General features: G+C 36.0%; 20 protein-coding genes. 8 read left to right on the forward strand and 12 right to left on the reverse strand.

The genetic code is table 11. The annotated features are described in order from the left end of the window. Positions 1-26: 26 nt before the first annotated feature. The 3 genes from AC000W_RS01585 to AC000W_RS01595 all read left to right on the forward strand — a co-directional run bounded on the left by AC000W_RS01585 (position 27) and on the right by AC000W_RS01595 (position 4,191). The gene (locus AC000W_RS01585; RefSeq protein ID WP_474745444.1) at positions 27-1,706 is read left to right on the forward strand and encodes a sodium:solute symporter; all 1,680 of its coding nucleotides are present in this window, start codon (positions 27-29) and stop codon (positions 1,704-1,706) included. A gap of 15 nt (positions 1,707-1,721) precedes the next feature. After that, on the forward strand, positions 1,722-2,516 hold the full coding sequence (locus tag AC000W_RS01590) for an SDR family NAD(P)-dependent oxidoreductase (protein ID WP_474745445.1): 795 nt from the start codon (positions 1,722-1,724) through the stop codon (positions 2,514-2,516). A gap of 76 nt (positions 2,517-2,592) precedes the next feature. Continuing rightward, the gene (locus AC000W_RS01595) at positions 2,593-4,191 is read left to right on the forward strand and encodes a SulP family inorganic anion transporter (RefSeq protein ID WP_474745447.1); all 1,599 of its coding nucleotides are present in this window, start codon (positions 2,593-2,595) and stop codon (positions 4,189-4,191) included. An 11-nt stretch (positions 4,192-4,202) separates the two neighbouring features. Here the strand turns inward: AC000W_RS01595 and AC000W_RS01600 are convergent, their stop codons facing one another. The 5 genes from AC000W_RS01600 to AC000W_RS01620 form a co-directional block, all read right to left on the reverse strand. After that, positions 4,203-4,658 carry a DUF6326 family protein gene (locus AC000W_RS01600; RefSeq protein ID WP_474745448.1) on the reverse strand — a complete coding sequence of 152 codons (456 nt, stop codon included), beginning with the start codon at positions 4,656-4,658 and terminating at the stop codon, positions 4,203-4,205. Positions 4,659-4,684: 26 nt separating this feature from the next. Continuing rightward, on the reverse strand, positions 4,685-5,725 hold the full coding sequence (locus tag AC000W_RS01605; protein WP_474745450.1) for a ThuA domain-containing protein: 1,041 nt from the start codon (positions 5,723-5,725) through the stop codon (positions 4,685-4,687). A gap of 119 nt (positions 5,726-5,844) precedes the next feature. Beyond that, positions 5,845-7,617 carry a DUF4209 domain-containing protein gene (locus tag AC000W_RS01610; protein WP_474745452.1) on the reverse strand — a complete coding sequence of 591 codons (1,773 nt, stop codon included), beginning with the start codon at positions 7,615-7,617 and terminating at the stop codon, positions 5,845-5,847. An 80-nt stretch (positions 7,618-7,697) separates the two neighbouring features. After that, the gene (locus tag AC000W_RS01615; RefSeq protein WP_474745454.1) at positions 7,698-9,554 is read right to left on the reverse strand and encodes a hypothetical protein; all 1,857 of its coding nucleotides are present in this window, start codon (positions 9,552-9,554) and stop codon (positions 7,698-7,700) included. A gap of 12 nt (positions 9,555-9,566) precedes the next feature. After that, a complete protein-coding gene (locus AC000W_RS01620) occupies positions 9,567-10,907 on the reverse strand; it encodes a glucuronyl esterase domain-containing protein (RefSeq protein WP_474745456.1) in 1,341 nt (446 codons plus the stop codon). A gap of 144 nt (positions 10,908-11,051) precedes the next feature. On the opposite strand from AC000W_RS01620, the gene AC000W_RS01625 reads away from it, so the two are divergent. After that, entirely contained in the window at positions 11,052-12,071 is a 1,020-nt protein-coding gene (locus AC000W_RS01625; protein ID WP_474745458.1) for a DUF8021 domain-containing protein, read from the forward strand. Between the two features lie 4 nt (positions 12,072-12,075). Here AC000W_RS01625 and AC000W_RS01630 read toward each other — a convergent pair whose 3' ends face one another. From AC000W_RS01630 to AC000W_RS01645, 4 genes are all read right to left on the reverse strand, one after another. Then, on the reverse strand, positions 12,076-13,158 hold the full coding sequence (locus tag AC000W_RS01630; protein WP_474745460.1) for a glycoside hydrolase family 5 protein: 1,083 nt from the start codon (positions 13,156-13,158) through the stop codon (positions 12,076-12,078). An 80-nt stretch (positions 13,159-13,238) separates the two neighbouring features. Continuing rightward, positions 13,239-13,715: a c-type cytochrome gene (locus AC000W_RS01635; RefSeq protein ID WP_474745462.1), complete on the reverse strand. Its 477-nt coding sequence runs from the start codon at positions 13,713-13,715 to the stop codon at positions 13,239-13,241. Positions 13,716-13,758: 43 nt separating this feature from the next. Continuing rightward, positions 13,759-14,721 carry a YheT family hydrolase gene (locus AC000W_RS01640; RefSeq protein ID WP_474745464.1) on the reverse strand — a complete coding sequence of 321 codons (963 nt, stop codon included), beginning with the start codon at positions 14,719-14,721 and terminating at the stop codon, positions 13,759-13,761. Between the two features lie 9 nt (positions 14,722-14,730). Then, complete coding sequence (locus AC000W_RS01645) at positions 14,731-15,702, reverse strand: NAD(P)H-dependent flavin oxidoreductase (RefSeq protein WP_474745466.1); 972 nt, start codon at positions 15,700-15,702, stop codon at positions 14,731-14,733. A gap of 132 nt (positions 15,703-15,834) precedes the next feature. Here AC000W_RS01645 and AC000W_RS01650 point away from each other — a divergent pair, with 132 nt between their 5' ends. Beyond that, complete coding sequence (locus AC000W_RS01650; protein ID WP_474745468.1) at positions 15,835-16,311, forward strand: acyl-CoA thioesterase; 477 nt, start codon at positions 15,835-15,837, stop codon at positions 16,309-16,311. On the opposite strand, the gene AC000W_RS01655 is transcribed toward AC000W_RS01650, so the two are convergent. Together AC000W_RS01655 and AC000W_RS01660 are read right to left on the reverse strand one after the other, a co-directional pair. Further along, positions 16,295-17,188 carry a DMT family transporter gene (locus tag AC000W_RS01655; RefSeq protein ID WP_474745469.1) on the reverse strand — a complete coding sequence of 298 codons (894 nt, stop codon included), beginning with the start codon at positions 17,186-17,188 and terminating at the stop codon, positions 16,295-16,297. The two genes, AC000W_RS01650 and AC000W_RS01655, sit on opposite strands and share 17 nt — an antisense overlap. Continuing rightward, positions 17,185-17,538, reverse strand: a complete 354-nt coding sequence (locus tag AC000W_RS01660; RefSeq protein WP_474745470.1) for an arsenate reductase family protein — start codon at positions 17,536-17,538, stop codon at positions 17,185-17,187. The genes AC000W_RS01655 and AC000W_RS01660 overlap by 4 nt, the downstream gene beginning before the upstream one ends. A 79-nt stretch (positions 17,539-17,617) precedes the next feature. Here AC000W_RS01660 and AC000W_RS01665 point away from each other — a divergent pair, with 79 nt between their 5' ends. After that, positions 17,618-18,079, forward strand: a complete 462-nt coding sequence (locus tag AC000W_RS01665; protein WP_474745472.1) for a DinB family protein — start codon at positions 17,618-17,620, stop codon at positions 18,077-18,079. Here AC000W_RS01665 and AC000W_RS01670 read toward each other — a convergent pair. Next, positions 18,076-18,819 (reverse strand): DUF3298 and DUF4163 domain-containing protein, encoded by a 744-nt coding sequence (locus AC000W_RS01670; RefSeq protein WP_474745473.1) that lies wholly within the window; start codon positions 18,817-18,819, stop codon positions 18,076-18,078. The two genes, AC000W_RS01665 and AC000W_RS01670, sit on opposite strands and share 4 nt — an antisense overlap. Before the next feature lie 200 nt (positions 18,820-19,019). Between AC000W_RS01670 and gdhA the strand changes: the two genes are divergently transcribed. Beyond that, entirely contained in the window at positions 19,020-20,363 is a 1,344-nt protein-coding gene (gdhA, locus tag AC000W_RS01675) for an NADP-specific glutamate dehydrogenase (protein ID WP_474745475.1), read from the forward strand. A 107-nt stretch (positions 20,364-20,470) separates the two neighbouring features. After that, positions 20,471-21,190, forward strand: coding sequence for a DNA repair protein RecO (gene recO, locus AC000W_RS01680; protein WP_474745477.1), 720 nt, complete (start codon positions 20,471-20,473; stop codon positions 21,188-21,190). The last annotated feature ends 1 nt before the right edge of the window (position 21,191 follow it).

Consider the following 21,191-nt stretch of genomic DNA (forward strand, 5'->3'; position numbering starts at 1 on the left):
TAGATTACTAATCAGACAACTAAACTATGCTAACAAGCCTCGGTATTTGGGATATCGCCATTATTGTTTTTTATTTTATAATAATTTTATGGATTGCCCAATGGGCCTCCAGAAGTAAATCTAAATCTCAGAGCGCAGTAGATTATTTCTTGGCCGGAAAAAATCAAGGGTGGCTTGTGGTAGGCGCTTCCTTGTTTGCTTCAAATATTGGATCGGAAATAATCTTAGGCGTTTCAGGAGCCGGAGCACGCGCCAATATGCCCATGGCCAATTTTGAGATTATTGCAGCATTGGTTTTGATCTTACTGGGGTGGGTATTTGTTCCTTTTTATCTAAGAACAGGAGTGTATACCATGCCAGAGTTTTTAGAAAAACGGTACTCAAAAGCATGTAGAACCTATCTTTCCGTGATTTCTATTTTAGCCTATGTTATCACTAAAATTTCATTAATCATTTTCGCAGGTGCCTTGGTTTTTGAAACCATTGGGGTTCCTTTTTGGACAGGTGCTATAATTACAGTAATTGCCACCGGATTATATACTGTACTTGGCGGACTTAAGGCAGTTATATACACAGATATGGTCCAAGCGGTAATCTTGTTGATTGGAACTATTGCGGTGACTTTGTTCGGACTTCATCATTTGGGTGGTTGGGACGAAATGATCAATACCATATCGCTTGCATCTGAATTGCCAGAAAATCCTCCTGTAGAACGCTTTTTTAACCTATGGAGACCAATGACAGACACTGAATATCCTTGGACAGGAATGCTATTTGGCGCGCCTATTTTAGGAGTTTGGTATTGGTGTACGGACCAATATATTGTTCAAAGAACTTTATCGGCAAAGGATGTAAGTAATGCCAGAAAAGGAGCTCTTTTTGCAGGATATTTAAAATTATTACCAGTTTTCATCTTTTTTATTCCAGGGGTTATTGCCTATGCTTTATTGCAAAAAGGAGAAATTAATTTCTCTATGGAAAATGCTGACCAAGCATTACCAGCCATGATTAATGGTTTTCTTCCCATGGGATTAAAAGGATTGGCAATTGCCGGATTATTAGCAGCCTTAATGAGCTCCTTGTCATCTGCTTTTAACTCTAGTTCTACACTGTTGACCATTGATTTTTATCAAAAATACAGACCCAAAGCCTCACAAAAAGACTTGGTGCGTTTTGGGCAATTAGCCACGGTTATTTTGGTAATCGTGAGCCTGGGGTGGATTCCTTTTATGAGATCTTTGATGGGCGGAGGAATCTTTCATTACCTACAAAGTGTACAGGCATATATTTCCCCACCGATTGCAGCCGTATTTCTTTTTGGATTGCTTTATAAATGGATAAATGCTAGAGGCGCCATTGTGGCTTTATGGACAGGATTCGCAATTGGAATCTTTAGATTGGTCACAGAGTTTCTTGCGAATGAAGGCACTATAATGGTACAAGATGCTTCTTTTCTTGGAATGTTTTTAGGAATCAACTTTTTACATTTTGCTTTGTTCTTGTTTATATTTTCTGCAACTGTACTAATGGTAGTTAGTAAAATGGGTGAGCAACAATCGGAAGCAGTCTTAAAACTGGTTACTTTTCAAAAGAAGGAGAAAAAAACTCCTTTTAAATGGACAAGTGATGTTATATTGACTATTATTTTAATTGTTCTAGTCCTTATTCTATGGTGGATTTTTAGCACATGGGGAATAGCGGGGTAAGAAAAAGCACAGCGGATGGATTTAAAATTAGAAGGAAAAACAGCATTTATTTCAGGATCTACAGCAGGTATTGGTTTTGCAACAGCTAAATTATTATTGAAAGAAGGTGTTAGCGTAATTGTTAATGGAAGAACCCAAAAAGGAGTTGATGCCGCCGTGGAAAAATTGAAGTTGAAGTTTCCAGAGGCAACTATTTTAGGCTTAGCTGCTGATTTTGGGAATGCAATGGAGGTACAATCTTTACTAAAAGAACTACCAAAAATTGATATTCTCATAAACAATGTAGGTATTTATAAATCCGAATCATTTTTTGATTCCACAGATGAGGATTGGTATAATCAGTTTGAAGTCAATATTATGAGTGGTGTTAGGCTATCCAGACATTGTTTGCCCAAAATGTTGAATGCTAATTGGGGACGTATTTTATTTATTTCTAGTGAATGTGCCACCTTGGTGCCAGTTGATTTAATAGGGTATAGCATGACGAAGACCGCCATGTTAGCTGTTTCTAGAGGCTTGGCACAATTGACCAAAGGCACCAATGTTACCGTAAATACGGTTCTTCCAGGCTCTACACTTTCTGAAGGAGCTGAACAATTTTTAAAAGATGCAGCCAAAAAAGAAGAAAAAACAAAAGCTGAAGTAGAAAAAGATTTTTTTACTAATGTCCGTACTTCATCCCTAATACAACGTTTTGCTACAGTGGATGAAGTAGCAAATACCATTACTTATTTGGTGAGCCCACTAGCATCAGCCACCAATGGTGCAGCAATTAAAGTAGATGGTGGTAGTACTGGCGGAATTCTATAAAATTGTTATTTTCTTCTGATAAAATGTCCAAAAAGGTCAAATAGCCCTATTTTTGCGGCTTCTAAGGAAGAAACCAATGAAAAAGTATCTCAACCTTTTTGACTTTTCACAAAAAGTAAACTATAAAACTGAAATTTTATCGGGTTTAACTGTTGCATTGGCACTAGTTCCGGAGGCTATTGCTTTTGCTTTGATTCCAGGATTTTCACCATTAACAGGATTATACGCTGCTTTTATTTTGGCTTTAGTCACCTCTATTTTAGGAGGTAGACCTGGAATGATATCTGGAGCTACAGGAGCCGTGGCTGTAATTTTTGTGGGATTGATTCTTGAATTAAAAAGGAACTTCCCTGGAATAGAACCAGAATCTATTTTGCACTACGTTTTTGCAACTGTGATTCTCGCAGGAGTTTTGCAAATAGCCGCAGGGTTTTTAAAATTGGGAAAATTCATAAGACTGGTACCGCATCCCGTAATGTTTGGATTTGTAAACGGATTGGCGATTATAATTTTTATGGCACAGTTCCCTAACTTTTATCAGAAAGGGACTGAGAATCTTTTGGCAGGAATGGATTTTGGAATTATGCTTGGATTAACACTGTTGACCATGCTCATTATTTGGGGATTACCAAAATTGACCAAAGCCGTACCATCTTCATTAGTTGCTATTTTAGTGGTTTCAGCCATTGTAATTGGTTTTGGTATAGATACGCTGACCGTTGCTGATACCATGAATGAAGGCGAAAGTATAAAAGGTGGTTTTCCTCCTATATCAATTCCTAATATTCCTTTGACGTTGGCCTCTTTAAAAATAGTATTGCCTTATGCTGCTATTGTTGCCGGAGTAGGATTAATAGAAAGTTTATTGACACTTAATATCATTGATGAAATTACCGAAACCCGTGGTAGTGGTAATCGTGAATGTGTTGCGCAAGGAACCGCAAATATCCTCTCTGGGTTTTTATCTGGAATGGGTGGTTGTGCTATGATTGGTCAAAGTTTAATTAACACATCATCTGGCGCTAGAGCTCGCTTATCTGGTATTACCGCAGCTGTAATGTTATTGGTATTTATCATGTTTGGTTCTGGCTTAATAGAACAATTGCCTATGGCAGCATTAGTAGGCCTTATGTTTATGGTGGCAATTGGTACTTTTGAGTGGGCAAGTTTTAGAACCTTTAAAAAAATGCCAACATCTGATGTTATTGTAATGATTTTAGTAACGTTGATAACAGCAATCACTCATAATTTAGCGGTTGCAGTTTTATTGGGAGTTATTATATCTGCATTAGCATATTCCTGGGAAAATGCAAAACGTATTCGTGCAAGAAAGCATTTTGATGATAATGGGGCCAAACATTATGAAATTTATGGGCCTTTATTTTTTGGTTCTGTTACTGCTTTTAATGAAAAGTTTGATGTACAGAATGACCCCGATGAGGTTTTTATAGATTTTAAGGAAAGCCGTGTAGCAGATATGTCAGCTATTGAAGCTTTAAATAAACTTACTGAGCGTTACCAAAAAGTTGGTAAAAAGATTCACTTAAAACATTTAAGCCGAGACTGCATTAAGCTTCTAAAAAATGCCAATGACATTATTGAAGTGAACGTATTGGAAGATCCAACCTATAAAGTTGCGGCGGACCAGATTAGAGAAGGGTATAAAATACTCTAATTAAGACGTAGTTATATTTTAGGCCATTTCCATGCATGCCATACAATTAATAATGTAATTATACTTTCTAAAATTGCTAGAAATACATAAAAGGAATACCAAGCAGAAATAGATGTAAAAGCAATTAATAACATCATTAAGGTATATAACACTCCAAAAATAATATTGAGCCACTTATTAAGCGTTGGTTTTAAGAGAACAGATAGAGCAATCATTATGGCAGGAATTGCCAAGACTACTGATGCCATAAACAATTTAGTAGGGCTGTCTAATATATTTATACCACTTACAAGCCCTTCTACTTTTTTGGGAACGTACAGTTCAAAATAATCTCCATACACATAACAAAACATAACTGATGTCCATAAGACAGCAAGTTTAATTTTAACATCTATTTTCTTATTCTCTAACATTTTAACCCCTTCTTTCTTATAAGACGAATTAATCAAAGAAAAGGTTGCCTGCACTATAAAAATGTATTTTGAATATTATTTTATTTCATGGTCCATTTTCTGGAAACTACTTCTTTATCAGTAGGAAAATCTTCTGGAATAGCTTGTGTAACATTGCCGGTGGCAACCCATTCCGCACCTCTTTGTAGCACGGTAATAAACCCTGAGCATTCTTGGGAATAGTCAAAATGTCCTAGTGTGGTATGAAACACACGCCCTTCTCCATAATTAATTGCCATTAAAGAGGGTACATGCTGCCCCATTCCTTTTACCGCTGGGTTCCAAGGTGGTGCATTGCCTTCAACATCAGAGAAGGCAGTTGCCAAAACCGTTGCGTTTTCAAAAGGACCTCTCATACGCTCGTACATTTCATCTTGAGCATGCATCCATTCCGTTGGTAATCCTTTCATAATAGGGTGTTCTGGCGCGCGTGTTGTAATAACAAAAGGATATTCAGCACCATGCGATCCACTTGGTCCTTGGGAATAGTCTTTTTCCAGTTCACCAGCATCATTGTAATATACGTATGGACCCGTAATACTATCGCGACCACCCCATGCACCAATGCCAATCATTTTATTAAACTCATCCCAGTCTCCCCAAGCATTATCAGCGGCATGCACAACAACCAAGCCGCCACCTTCGCTCATATATTTTTCAAAACTCTTTTCAGTTGCTTCGGGCCAACGTGGTGTGGCTGCGCCCAAATTGGATATAACTAGGTCATATTTGCTAAAATCAATAGAGAAACGAGATGTTTTTATGGGTTTATGAGAAATACCATATTTAGTAGAATCTAAAGGATAGGTTTCTATAAAAGAAGTATAAGGTTCTGGTCTATGTTCTTGGTATTTGGTACCCAACCAAACGGAATCCATTCTATGAATATCCACATCAAAAAGAGCAGTTTCTTCCAAATAATCCTGCATCATCATGGTGGTTTTTGGCCAAACATAATGGTTGTTTTGACCATCTATAATTAGAGCTTTTAGCTTTTCTGGCTGTGGTTCTTCTTTTTCCTTTTTTTGACCGCATGCAGTCACTAATAGTACTACGGCAACAATCCAGATTAATTTTTTCATTTTGTTTTGATTTAATGAGTCTAGTCTGATACTAGAAAGATACGGATAAAATTAAAGAAGGCTAGTCCAGAATGAGAAGTATAGCAACATAAGTGAACCTCAATAAAATTAGATATAGTTTATTTATTGTTGTTTTTTTCCAGAAATGTATATTTTCCAAGTCTTAAAATACAGAAAAAAACTAGTGTGACTGCCTGTAAATTATAGTCCGAATATTGTAAAAATGAATGAGCAATATTATTTCTCAAATTCTTTCCTTTTTGAGTAAAAGTGTATTTAAATAATTCGATGTCCTTTTCCGTAAAATGTTTCTTAGTTGTTGAATTATCTAATAGTTCTTCAAGAAGTTGTTCTTTTATTTCTCCTCTTTTCGAAGTACAAGTATTACCTCCAGATAAACGAATAAAATCTCTTAAAGCTCCTTCAAATTTGATTGTCAATGAATCCATTGCAAGTATGAAATTGTTGATTTTATTAGTGTTCATTAAAATTGAAAGTTCAAATTGAGCAAACAAATTATGAATCCCAGGGGCAAGCATTGTCAACCAAGATGAGTTTTCATCAATTTCATTATCTGTCATTCCTCTTTTGAATTTCATTCCATACCAAGTTTGGGTTTCTAAAAATTCAAATATTTTATAATAGTTTAATTTGCCTGTTAAAATTCCATCAACGAATACTTTTAGGAAAAGACTAAAACATTTTACTCCATGAGCAATTGCATAGCTTTGAATTATTTCTTTATCAATTTTCTCAGAATCTTTAAGGTTTTTAAAATTGCTATTTATATCAAAAACACTAGCGCTAAATAAACTACTAATTGAGTTTTTTATAGATTTTTTTGCATTTTCTTCATTTTCAAGAGGGTCTACCAAAATATCTTCGTTCATTGAAAAAAAAGCAAGTATTTCATCAGTTGTCATATCCAAAATGATTTTTGATTTCATATTTAGATATTCGTTAAACATTTCTGTTTCTTTCTCACCAAGTTGCCAACTTACTTTTCCAAGTTTTACTGTTTGCTTTAATCTATTGTATTCTTTAAGATTTTCTTCAGCTTCCTCTATTTTGCCAGCAAGCCTTAAATATTTTGCCTTTGTACCAATTGTGGTAAACTTGACAAAATTAGTGTCTTCTTGATGTTGCTGTAAAATTAAATCTTCGTTTTTTGCCAATAATTCATATAACTTATTAATCGGAAGTCCAATCAAATTATAAAGTCTTAAACCAATTTCTAATTTGTTTTTGTTTGAGAAATATGAAACTGGTTTATCATCTTCTATCCATTTCGGCAATTTATCAGCTATATCATTCAACTCTAGATTTGAAAGAATATTATTGTCCAAAATAGAACTTAGAATATTTGATTTAAACCAATTCGGTAAATCATTTACCAATGTTATAGCTGTCTCCTTAGCTACTTCTAATTTCTTCTTTGATTTTTTTGATATATATAATATAGCAGAGAGAACAATAGGTAATTCACGAATTTCATCCGCTTTAATTCTATTTATTATTTGAATATAATTATCAATTGCAATTTCAGCATATTTGTTATGCCTTGTTCCTTGCCATAATAAATGTGAATATCTAGATTTGAGCCAAGTATTTTCAGTTACTTCTAATCTGTCTTTTAAATATTCAAAGTCACTTTTATCTAATCCAATACTCACTATTTGACCATTAGTGTCAGTAACTTGAACATTAGTTATTAGTTCTCCTTTATTTAAATTATAGTTTAATGACTTTCTCTCAACGATTAGTTTTTTTTCCCAATCACCATCGATTTTTTTTATTGGCTTAAGCTCCCTTTGAATATTCCAAATACTCAATGAATGAAGATTTTCAATAGAGTTGTAAAAATCAGTTAGTTCTTTTGGAATTTCATTCATATGAGTTTTGTCAAACTTACATCTAGTTTAGGGATAGAGAGTATATGCTCTTTACCTTGTCAAGGCATTAATTCTCTGAATTAATCAATCTTAAAAGCCTTAAACGAATGTGGCAGGATTGTTATATTATAACTATACTTTTCAGGAGCAATAACACGCCCAAAAAACTCAATTTTTGGGATAATTGTTTCCGTAACTTCTGTATTGCCCGTTAAATCGGTAATGGCTTTTTTCTTTTCCTTAAATACTACTTGAACTTCTATGACCTCGTCATTAAATGATTCCAACACAAAAGTGTTGTTATCATAAAGAAACAGTGATGTCTTTGCTGGGCCGTGCAAGGTCATTCCTAGGTGCCCCGTAATTTCATCTCTTAACCTGTTTAATACAGGCACTGGCATTTTGTACAAATCAGTAAAATTTTCGGGGATTACCCAAAGGTACAAATTGCCCTCGCCGTAATCGGCTTGGTGCAACAAGGGCCAGCCCAATTCATCGTCCATACCAGAGATAACCTCCCAAGAATCGTTGGTGGAATATTGTATTTGTGGAATGGTCATACGATGCTCTCCCTCAAGGGCAGACCAACCCATTAAATAATCTTTAATCTCAGCCTTTCTAGTGGTGTATTCCAGATTCACAATGTTTCTGATGCCTCTATCTTGTAGCGCTTCTAAAAGACCAGAAGTAATGACCACATCTTTACCGTTAATTAAACGTTGTTCTATTTTTTGAACGAGCTCTGGGTCTTTGCTAGCGTGTTCGGTCAGAATAATGAGCTCATCTTCCATGGGAAATTCGGGCACCAAATCCATAGGAATACCCATAGTGCCAAAATAGTTTTCTAAAAAGTCCTCTCCGCTGGAATGGTAAGGTTTGTAACTTTTTATTCCGTAAGGTTCTCCCAATTTACCCGCAACTTCATCAACAATTTCCAAGGCATGACCTGCCGCTGCCGCCCAAGTACCACCTTCTTTTAAAGGTAAGAAAGAATCATAATCAAAACTAGTGGTCTCATTTTTCCACGCGGGAATTACATTTTCAGTTAAGGGTGAAAGAATACCACGATAATCGAACAAGGTCTGTTCCGGGGCTTTTGCCAAAATAGTAAGCCACAATTGCTCAGCATAACGGTCTAAATGACTAGAACCATAAATATCTACCCATCCGCCGCCATTACCACCAGGTTTTAGGTTGTTAAAATATCTGTATGCCAAATAACCCAAATAGGGTTGTAAGTGTTGGTTGCTGTTTACGGCATCGCGAGTCTCGGTACCTGTATGTACTCCATCGAACATTTTGGGCTGCGTTTCTAGGTTAAACCCAAGTTCATGAAAATGGTCGTACCAGTTTGGGTATTTTACCACCACTTTTACATTGGGGTTTACCGCCTTGGCGGGATTGATTATGACGTTCTCGGCCGTTTCGGTCATCATTTCCAGTCGGTAATCAGCCCAACTTCGGTCTCCTTTTTTCTCAATGCAGACATTGCATTTGCAACTGGTAAAAAAGAAATCATCTAAAATTAGTTCATCAAATAGGGAAGCTGAGTATTCCACGATTTCCTGTACTTTTTTACGGTCTTCGGGCTTGGAATAGCAAAAGGTTTCAAAATTGTTGCTCTCGTCAATGGTCAAGGTAATTCCCGTAGCTACTTCTAACCCTTTGCTTTCAAAGAATTTTTTTGCCTTTTTCATTGTTCTTTCGTCGACAATCAATAAATCGCGATGCGATTCCAAATAAATTTTATCGACTTTTAATTGCGAAGAAATAGTTTCCCAAGAGTCCTTCATCCATTGGGTGTCTTCCATTTGCTGTACCTCGTAGGCACGTGTGTAAATGGCTACTTTAAAATTATCGTAGTTGTTTTGCGCTGCTATTGGTGTGGTCAAATACAAGCACAAGAGTAAGAAAAAAAATGTTTGTAGTGTTTTCATTAGTTAAGTGTTTTAGTTGAAATATTTCCTAGCAAATTCAATAAAGGTAGCCCAATTTGGAGCTGGAGTGTGCCCTTCGGTATGCTGTCTAAAAGCAACATCACCATCTATTAAAGCGGTTTCAATCTTAGGAAATTCATCTGTACCGACACCTTTTTCCCCCAATAGTTCATATACAGGGCTGGCCATCGCTGCTGCCATAAACATGCCTCTAGAATCTACCCAATGGTCACCATCATTACCACCACCAATAAACACAGGTTTTGGTGCGCAAACCGCTATTAAATGATGCGCATCTACAGGGAGGTCGTTCCAACCCAATGGCCCAGCATATTTTATAAAGTTACCCGCCATCCAATGATACTCGCCAGAACCAGCAACGTTTTCTACAATTTCACCATAGTTTCTACGGAAAAGACTTGCGCCACCCGCTCCCGAGGAAGAAATATACCCGATAGCAAATCGGCTATCATAAGCCAAGGTTACAAGAGCCGCTTTTCCAAAACGGGAATGCCCAGTAATACCAACCTTGGTGCCATCAACCAAATCATCGGTTTCAAAATAATCCAAAGCTCTGCCAGCTCCCCAAGCCCAAGCTTTTAAAGAACCCCAATCATCTGGTTTTCTATTTTTGCCTTTATTGGCAAGACCTATAATACCAGAAGTAAGCCCAGCACCATTATCATCTTGGATACTTCCAGCTTTTAAATCAGCAAAGCCCCAACCTTGTTCAAGCAATTGCATTTGCCATTTAGGCACTTCATTTTGTTCTCTTCTTGGAAACCATGAAGGCCAGCTAAAACCAAATTGCATCATAATTGGAACGGCAGATTTTGCGTTTTCTGGAACCGTTAAGGTTAAATCTATGTCAACCGAAATTTCGGGATACATACTATTATCAACATGACCTATCAGTTTTTTTGTAATGACTTTTATATTTTCTTTTTTCTCTTTTATTTCTTCAACAAGTTCCCATGTAACTCCAGGAAGGTTTTCAGGAGTTCGCCCATACATTTCTCGGTCTAGTTGTTCATAAATTTCCTTTTCTCTGGCCGGCCAATCTTCAATGGAGTTCACCATTTTACCATCATTAAATTGAAGAGGATTGGGGTAATGTGGAAAAGGATTGGCTTTTTCTTCGTCATAATTGGCAGCATTTGAGGCTTCTGGGTCACGACCATTGGCTCCATGGCGCGCTTCGGTAATATGCAATTGAGCAGTCATGTTTTTATAATCCACTTGGGTGCGTGCATTTAATTCATCACGCTGTTTTTGCTGTTCAGGAGTCAATTGAAATTGTGCCGAGGATAAATGAGTGGTGAATATCAACAAGACAAAGAGTAAAGGTTTCATATTTTTAGTTTTATGGTTTAAAGGTTAGATATTAATTGATTGAGTAGTAAGTTAATACAAAAAATTCAGAATACAATTTTGAGCGTTAGAACCTCCTAAAGTGTTAAAATAAGTTATATTTAAAGACACAAACAACCAATTATCATGATTAGAAAGCTTAGAATTATACAAAAGAGTATATATCTACTATTAGTTGTTTTCACTTTTTCTTCTTGTGGAGATAAAGAAGAGAAAACAGTTAAGGAAGTAGTGGATGGTAAAATATATACAAGAGCACAATTACAAACCATGATGGAAGATTACATTGATGCCATGGTGGCTCACGACCCTAGTGCAATTCCCTTGTCGGATAATGTAAAATTCACGGAAAACACCTCTGAAATTAAAGTGGGTGAAGGCTTGTGGGTAGGTGCATCGAAAGCACCAAGTGATTTTAAAATTTTTGCAATTGATTCGGTGAGCAACCAAGTTGGGTTTTATGGTATTATGGAAGAGCGTAATAATCCTGTCATCGCTGCAATTCGGTTAAAAATTGAGCATGATGAAATTACTGAAATAGAGCAAGTGATTTCTCGTAGAATAGGTGATATGAGCACTAAGAAGTTTGATGCTCCAAGAGCTGCATTTTCAACACCAGTTCCTAAAGACCAACGAAACACACGTGAAGAATTATTTAAAATCGCAGACTCTTATTTTGATGCCTTGGAACAGGATGATAGTAGTGTTGCCCCTTTTGCTGATGACTGTGTGCGTCATGAAAATGGCACGCAAACTACAACGAATGAACGCCCAAACCCTGCTGATTTTGGTGATAGTCCAGAAGAGCAAGCTAGATTAGATATGGCCTATGTAGATGCTTGCGGATGTGCGAAGCAGATAGATATTCAAAGCTTGTCTTATATTACTAAGATTCAGCCTAGAAGACTTCATATTATTGATGAGAAACTAGGGTTGGTATTTGGCTTTCCCATGTTTGTACATTTAAGTGATATACAGGCTATAAAATTGGAAGGGCTGCCAGAAGTAGATTCAATTCCAAAACCTTTTCCACCGTTTAATTTACCTGCTGGGGAAATCTTTAAAATTTATGGAGGTCAACTTCATGAAATTGAAGCAAATGGTGTTATGGCTCCCTACGGAATTAAAAGCGGCTGGGACGATTAAGGGTCTATTCTATAATAGTAAGCACTTTAATTAATTCTTTATTTGATTTTTCTGGGTCTGGTAAATGTTCAGAGTCAAAATAGGCGGCATAGGTATCTTCATGGTATGCATGGCACGTATAACTTAATTGGTGTTCATTCGCAATGTCTAAAATGTCTTTTATCCATTGCAACCCTCCTTTGTTATTTTTAAAAGTATGTACACAAGTGCCAAATTCGCCCATATATAGAGGAACTTGCTTTTGGTTAGACCAATTAACATAGCGATCTAAAACAGCTTGCAGATAATTCTTATCTCTTTTGTACGCGGTGTTTTTTGAGTTATCATAACCTTCTGTTTCAATGATGTATTCCGAAATGTTTGTGTCAGGATAACGACCTTCATCACCTAAGCCAGCCCAATCTATTAATTGATGGGTATACAAGTAAGGCTGATAGGTATGAAATTCATAAACCACATTATCATCTTCAATAATTGGAAAGTTTAGGTTTTCATCCTCGATAAAATCCCCTTTTATGTGCTTTGTTCTTTCCACAAAAATGATGTGATTTTTATCAACTGTCCTAATATCGTCTACAAGCCGTTGTGCAAATTGTTGCCATTGAAGAATTGATTTTGTGGGAACAGGTTCGTTTAACAAACCATACCCAGCAATTTGAGGTTCTTCATGATATCTCTTTGCTATTTTGAGCCAAAAAGCAGCGATTCTATCTTGGTAATTGGTTTCATTCCAAATGCCATCACCATCTCCCAAAGATTGGAATCCGCCTGGAGCAATATGTAAATTTAAAACGAGATAAATGCCATATTTTTTTGCCCAGGCAATGTTTTGGTCTAGCCATTTCCATCCTTCAGCTTTATCAGTATAAGGAGCTATATCTTCTTCAAAAGTTCTGTAATTAAGGTAAAACCTAATGGCATTCATTCCCATGCCTTGCAATCGCTCATAGTCAATTTCTGAATGATGGTTTAAAGGAACTTCATCTGTATTCCAAACCTCATTTCCAAAAGCAAAACCTTGCAATCTAATGGGTAGGTTGTCTGCATTTACAATTTTTGTTCCTGAGGCGTGAAGAAACTGAGTCATAGAAAAATTAAGATAAATAAAAAGTGCTTTTACTCCTTAATAAAAAGAATAAAAGCACTTCTATAGGATAATAAATAAAATTACAATGTTCTTAAATACTCAGCAATAGACCTAGCTTCGTCTTCATTAAGATTTTGGTTGAGCATAACGGCATTGTTATATTCTTTAAGAAGCGCTTTTGCAATAGGGTCTTCTTTAATCATCCCATCAGGATTCATAATCATGTTCATAACCCATTCTGGACTTCTTCTATCATAAACACCGGCTAGAGCAGGACCAATCATTCTTTGGTCAGCTAAGTGACATGCAGTACATATTGCCTTAAACTTTTCTTCTCCTTTTGCTGCCATTTCGGTATTTACTACATCACCAAAAGCTACAGCTTTAATTGGACCAACCCCTTTGTTTTCAAGATCCACAGGAACACCCTCAGCTTCCACTACTTTAGGCTCCTCTTTGGTACGGTTAATTTCAAAACCTTCTTTTTTCTCTTCTTTCTTTTCCCCGCAACTTACAATTAGTGTTGCAAGTGCCATTAGGGCGAATATTTTTTTCATTTGTTAAGATTATTTAGCTTATAAATATATGAAATACATGATTCTAAAATGACTCTTGTAGAAACTTTATCACCCTTTTTTCTGTATATGTTATATTATGGCGACCATAAAAGCCTACGTGACCTCCATATTTAGGGACTTCTAAAAACAAATTGGCATTGTTTTCTGCTTCGTGAAAAGGATAGCATTCTGTTCCTAAAAAGCTATCATTCAGAGAATTGACAATTAATGTAGGTACTTTTATATGAGGTAAAAACTGTAGGGAACTGCATTGTTCGTAATAATCCAGCGCATCCTTAAATCCATGTGCTTTGCTGGTATAGATATCATCAAAATCTTTTAATGTTTTAATAGCTTCAATATCAGCATTGGATATCTTATCTGGGAACTTTTGTTGTTTAAGTTTCAATTTTTCTATTAAATGCTTTCTAAACCGGTTTGAATAGAGAATGTTTTCAAACGACATTAACTTCTTAAGAGAACTATAAAGTGAGCACGGAGCTGAAATTGCAAGACCTGCTTTGACTTCTTTTGGAACCTTATCCCTTTCACCTAAATATTTTAGTAGAAGGTTTCCTCCCAAACTAAACCCTTTCAAATATATTTCTGAGTACTCTTTTGTTTCAAGTATATGCTGAATTACAGCTTTTAAATCTTCGGTAGCACCAGAATGGTATGAGCGAAATAAATTGTTGGATTCCCCGCTGCAAGCTCTGTAATTTATAGCACAAGCATCTACCCCTTCCAAATTAAATTGTTTGGCGCTACCTGTTATATAGTGACGTTGCCCATCTCCCTCTAAACCATGCAACAGAATAACTACTTTATTGCTTTCTTTTTTTGCAAAACTCCAATCTAAATCCAGGAAATCTCTATCCTGGAGTAGAATCCGTTCTCTTTCTTGCTTAATCCCATGCACTTGCCTAAAAAGGCCAGCATAGATAGTAGACAAATGCCCGTTTTTAAAAAAAAGGGGAGGATTATAGGTTGATGATATAAGTGGCATTTTTGGGTTTTATGATAAATCTTCCAATAATTTTGCCTGTTCTTCTATAGCCGATTTGTATTCCGATTTTAACTGAGCCACAAGTTCTGATACACTCAAAACATTATCAATAGTTGCCACGCCTTGGCCAGCAGACCATATTGTTTTCCATGCTTTAGCTTCTGTGTCCAATTCCTTTCCAAAATCTATTTTCGTATCTTTTTTTAGGTCTTCGGGCGTAAGACCAGCAGCACTTAAACTAGCACCCAAGAAATTGGCATGTACTCCAGAAATGGCTGCAGTGTAGACTACATCACTTGCACCAGCTTCAATAATCATTTTACGATATTCTTCTGGAGCCTTGCTTTCTTTTGTGTTGATAAAACGGGTGCCCATATAGGCCAAATCTGCTCCCATTTGTTTGGCAGATGCGATATCTCTACCAGTACTAATACAACCGGAAAGTATAATAGTTTTTTTAAAGATTTTTTTAATTTCTGCAACTAAGGTCATAGGGTTTATGGTACCTGCATGACCTCCTGCACCAGCAGCCACAAGAATTAATCCGTCTACTCCAGCTTCAGATGCCTTTTCAGCATGTCTTTTTTTAACAATATCATGAAAAACCAAACCACCATAACTGTGTATGGCATCTACCACCATGGCCACCGCCCCTAAAGAAGTTATAACCAATGGTACTTTATGTTTCATACATAATTTTACATCGGCTTCCAATCTAGGATTGGTTGGGTGTACAATAAGATTTACACCAAAAGGAGCAGCTTTTTTCCCTGTTTCCTCTTCAAATTTTTTAAGTTCTGTTTTTATTTCAACAAGCCATTCTTCAAAACCCTCGCTGGTTCTTTGGTTAAGGGCTGGGAAAGTTCCTACAATACCATTTTTACAACATTCTGTAACCATTTTTGGGTTGGACAGTAAAAACATAGGTGCCGCTATGGCTGGTAAGGAAAGGTCTTTAATAAATGCTGCTTTATTGCTCATTTGCTTGAAAATTAGGTGGACTTAAATTTAGTGATAATCATCAAAATTTAATCTGTTGATACTGTTTCTTCTTCAAAACTATGCTATTTTTGAATATATTATGCACGCATAACAATTAAATATTTTTGATTTATGTATTTAAAAGAGTTTGAAATCCGTTGGAACGATGTTGATGCAAATAGGCATTTGGCCAATTCTGCCTACATCAATTTTATGAGCCATACTAGAATGTCGTTTCTTACTGAAATTGGTTTTGGGCATAAAGAATTTCTTGAATATGGTATTGGGCCAGTCGTTTTTTATGAACACATCTATTATTTTAAGGAAGTCTTTCCTGGGAAACCTGTTAGAGTTTCTTTGGAATTGATGGGAATGAGTGAGGATGGAAAATTCTTTGAATTTCATCATAATTTTTATGATGTTAAAGGGCGAAATGTTGCGCATTGCGAAATGATGGGTGCATGGATAGATATGAAAAGTAGAGCCTTGATGATGCTACCAGATGCTATTCTAAATATTTTTAATCAGATAGAAAAAGCGGAAGGTTTTAAATGGCTTACAAAAGAAGATACCAGAAAATTTGCCAAGCAACCTAAGGACTTGGTTTAGGTCTTTTGCTTGCCAAGTAAACCCCTATCAGCACTAAAGAAGCAGCTACAACTTTTACAATAGTGAGATGGTCCATTCCCATTATTAAGGCAAATACAATACCAATAACGGGTTGCAAATAGGAAAAAGAACCTACTGTAGATGCTTTTAATTGAGTTAGTGCAAATATGTTAAACAAGTATGTTAAAAATGTAGTGCATATTATAACGTATGCAATAGAACCAATAGCTTTTAATGGAAGTTCCGTCCATTGAATTTGGGAAACCTCTGAAAAAGTAATAGGAAAATTAATGACTACGGCGATGGTAAAAAGCCATTTCATAAAAGTAAAAGGATGATACTTCTCAATTAGTTTTTTTGCTAGTATCAAGTAGGTTCCATAACAGATGGAGTTTATAATAAACAAAGTGTTTCCCAAAGGAATGTTTGGTGCATCTTGCCTTATCTCGCTTCCAAAAAGTATCAACGCCAGAGCCCCAATAAAACCAATTATAATACCCGATGCCTTGTATCCTGTAATTTTTTCTTTGATAAGAAAAGCGGATAGGATAACCACAATAATAGGTGTGATGGTGACCAAAACAGAACTGTTAATCGGGGTAGAAAGCTCCAAGCCTTTAAAAAAGGACAGCATATTTATAACCATTCCAAAAACCGCACATATAACTAAGCGCCCCCAATCTTTTTTCTCTATTTTCTCTTTTGGACCAAAAATGGAAACAATCCAAAATAAAATGGCCGCTCCCGTAACCCGAAGCATAATAAAGCCAAAAGGTTTTATATAGGTAGGCATAACCCCTTTTGCAATAGAATGGTTAAGCCCATAAATGGTTGTTGCCCCAATGGCGGCTAATATGGCTAGGGTTCTTTTATTCAAGAGTGGATGACTTCTTTTGCGGCAGCAACTACATTTTTACTATTCCCAATAAATATTTGTTCGTTGACCAAAATTACGGGGCGTTTTAAAAAAGTATATTGTTCTAGAATAAGGTTTTTATAATCGGTTTCGGTAAGCTTTTTTTCATGCAATCCTCGTTGCCTAAAAAGCATCGCCTTTCTACTAAAAAGAGATTCATAACTACCCGCCAAAGCTTTCATTTCTTCCAATTGCGTTAGTGTAATAGGGTCTGTCTTAATGTTCTGTAACTTAAAATCATCTACTGGAGCCAATTCTTTTAAAATTCTTTGACAGGTAGAACAGGTTTTTAGGTAGTATATTTTTTTCATAAAGTGTAAAAGTTGATAGATACAAAGTAACCCATTTAGTGCCAATTGTACTATTTTTATCAGCCTTTAAACAAAGAACATGGAAAAACTATTTGATATCACAGAAAAGAATCGGATTATACTTCATAGGTTCCTAACAGGAACACATAAAGAGCAGTTGTTGAAGATCCCAGAAGGCTTTAATAACAATATGTGGTGGAATATTGCCCATGTTGTTGTTACGGAACAGTTGTTGGTTTATAAAATGAGTGGTCTTCCAATGAATATTGATGACGTTTTTGTGGACAAGTTTAGAAAAGGAACAGCTCCAGATGGTAAGGCAACAGACGAAGAAATAAAGAAAATGGAAACACTACTATTTTCACTTCCAGAGCAGACCAAGAAAGATTATGAAAAAGGTCTTTTTAAAGAGTTTGCAGAGTACACCACATCGCCCAATATTACTTTAACAAGCGTGGAAGATGCCATAGCTTTTAATGCCTTTCATGAAGGTTTACATTTAGGCTCTCTTTTAGCATTGAGACGAGCAACTGCTAATTAAGACTTAATTTTAAAAGAAAGGTAATTTTTCACCTCGTTGAAAGGAATAATTAGAACAATGGGACCATCCGCATAGGATGCTACTTCGTATTGGTTGTAAAGTAGAACAAGACCTTCTTTAGTAAAACCCATATTTTCTGGTAGATGAAATGCATCATCCTCAAACATAAAACCTGTATTGTTAATAGCTCCGTCTTGTGGTATGTTTTCTTGGATTCGAAATTTGGTTTCAGCAAATTTCATAAAATGTTCACTATCCCTAAAAAGCTCCCAATTCTCCAATTCAGTTCCTTTTTTCTTGTCAAAAGTTAAATATCTATTGGAGTTATACCCATGTGCACCGCCGGTGAACATGAAAGAATTGAGTTGTATGGAGAGCAAATTTTTGTCTTCATAAGTTATTTCGCCGGTTATTTCTGCTTCCCAATTTTCGCTTTCATCATGAAATATCTTCTTTATGTCTAAATATCCATTGTTAAAAGATGCAAGGGCTTCCTTAATTGTGGTAATATCTATTTCCTCATCAAAAGTCAATAAAGAAATCAACTCTTCTCTTATGGATGTGTTTACTGTTTGAGCTATTTTGGAGTTATCTAATGCCTTGGGAATATCAATTATAACTTTTGGACAATCTTTACAAGAATCATTGGAAAGATTTAAAGACTCAAACGTTAGCTGATTTTCATTTTTACAACCAAAAACTAGTAGTAATAAAACTAAAAGCAGTGATGTTTTGTACATAAATTTGGGGTATTTTTAACAAAGGTAGTGTTGTAAATGAGATAAATAAAAAGAGCACGATATGAAATCTATCTATTAGAAAAATAATTTTTAGAATAGTTCAAAAAAAAGATAAAAAACAAGCATCAAATTATATTATTAACATAATTTTGCCGTTGTGTTATCAATTTAACAAAATCATACACTAAATAAAGTCTTTTATGGAAGAAAAAATTAAAGGGTTTATGGATGAGGTGAAGGCCCGTAATGGTCATGAACCCGAATTTATACAAGCGGTACAAGAAGTAGCCGAAACAGTTATTCCTTACATAGTGCAGCACGATATCTATTATGGTAAGAACATTCTTCTTAGAATGGTAGAACCAGAGCGGTTGATTTCTTTTAGAGTAGCATGGGTAGATGATAAAGGGGAAATACATGTAAACCGTGGGTATAGAATACAAATGAATTCTGCTATTGGACCTTATAAAGGGGGATTGCGTTTTCATCCTACAGTAAATGCCAGTGTTTTAAAATTCTTGGCTTTTGAGCAGGTTTTTAAAAATAGCCTTACAACACTTCCTATGGGAGGTGGTAAAGGAGGCTCGGATTTTGATCCAAAAGGAAAGTCAGATGATGAGGTAATGCGTTTTTGCCATGCTTTTATGTTAGAATTAAACCGCCATATTGGTCCTAATACAGATGTTCCCGCTGGGGATATAGGTGTGGGAGCAAGAGAGATTGGTTTCTTGTTTGGCATGTATAAAAAAATTAGGAACGAGTTCACAGGTGTTTTAACGGGTAAAGGTCGTTCTTGGGGCGGGTCGTTAATTCGTCCAGAAGCAACAGGTTATGGCACGGTATACTTTGCTCATAGTATGCTACAGACTCAAGGTAAAGATTTTTTGGATAAAAATGTTGTGATTTCTGGCTCAGGAAATGTAGCGCAATATGCGGCCCAAAAGGCAATTCAATTGGGTGCTAAAGTGTTGACGCTATCTGATTCTCAGGGATATATATATGATAAAGATGGAATTGACGAAGAGAAATTAGAGTTTGTAATGAACTTAAAAAACAATAAGAGAGGCCGTATTTCTGAATATGCAGACAAATATAAATCTGCTACTTTTCATAAAGGAAAAACCCCTTGGGAAGTATCATGTGATATTGCATTGCCATGTGCTACGCAAAATGAATTGAATGGGGATGATGCAAAAGCATTGATAAAAAATGGGTGCGTTTGCGTGGCAGAAGGTGCCAATATGCCTTCCACACCAGAAGCAATCCATGAGTTCCATGAAGCCAAAATATTATTTGCTCCTGGAAAAGCATCCAATGCTGGTGGGGTAGCAACTTCAGGTCTTGAAATGTCTCAGAATTCATTGCGAATTAGTTGGACTAGAGAAGAAGTAGATGGTCGTTTAAAAGATATTATGAATGATATTCATGATTCTTGTATTCAATATGGAAAGGATGAAGATGGGTATTGTAATTACGTAAAAGGAGCTAATATTGCTGGTTTTGTGAAAGTTGCGGACGCTATGTTAGCGCAGGGAGTAATTTAAACCGCTTAATAAATTATTTAAAAGGCTTTCCAAGTTTGTTGGAAAGCCTTTTTGTTTTAGCACAAGTTCATTAGGATACTTTTATCTTTGAATATCCAACAATAAATATGCAAGTAACCACCAAGGCCATTGTTCTATCTTCTTTAAAGTATGGAGACACCAGTTTAATTGTAAAGGCATTTACAGAATCTAATGGGTTAAAATCCTATATGCTCAAGGGGATTATGTCATCCAAAAAAGGAAGGTTAAAAACGGCTTATTTTCAACCATTGACACAATTAGAACTAGTAGCCATACATAGGGACAAAGGGACTTTGGAAAGTATTAGAGAGGCAAAAGTAAATTACCACTATAAAAGTTTGCATACGGATATTTCTAAAAATGCAATGACCATGTTTTTGTCTGAAATGTTGGGAAGTAGCATTCATGAGGAGGAGCAAAACCAAGGGCTTTTTCATTTTTTGGAAGCCTCTTTCCAGTGGCTGGACACCCATGATGAAATCTCCAATTTTCACATCTTTTTTTTATTGACTTTAACGAGGTATTTGGGATTCAGCCCCGATACATTGAACAGTGATGCGCCTTATTTTGACCTACAGGAAGGAGAGTTTACGCACTCCATTTCATTGAACCCTATTCTGCAAGGTGAAAATCTGGAATATTTCAAAAGGTTTTTAGGCATAAATTTTGATGCTATACATACAATCAAAATGATGAAAACCAATAGGCAAGAGCTGTTACAATCACTCATTCTTTATTTTGAATTACATTTGCAGGGATTTAGAAAGCCCAAGTCCCTGGCTATTTTGAACAAAGTTTTCAGTTAGC

The organism is Saonia sp. (genome assembly GCF_056326165.1).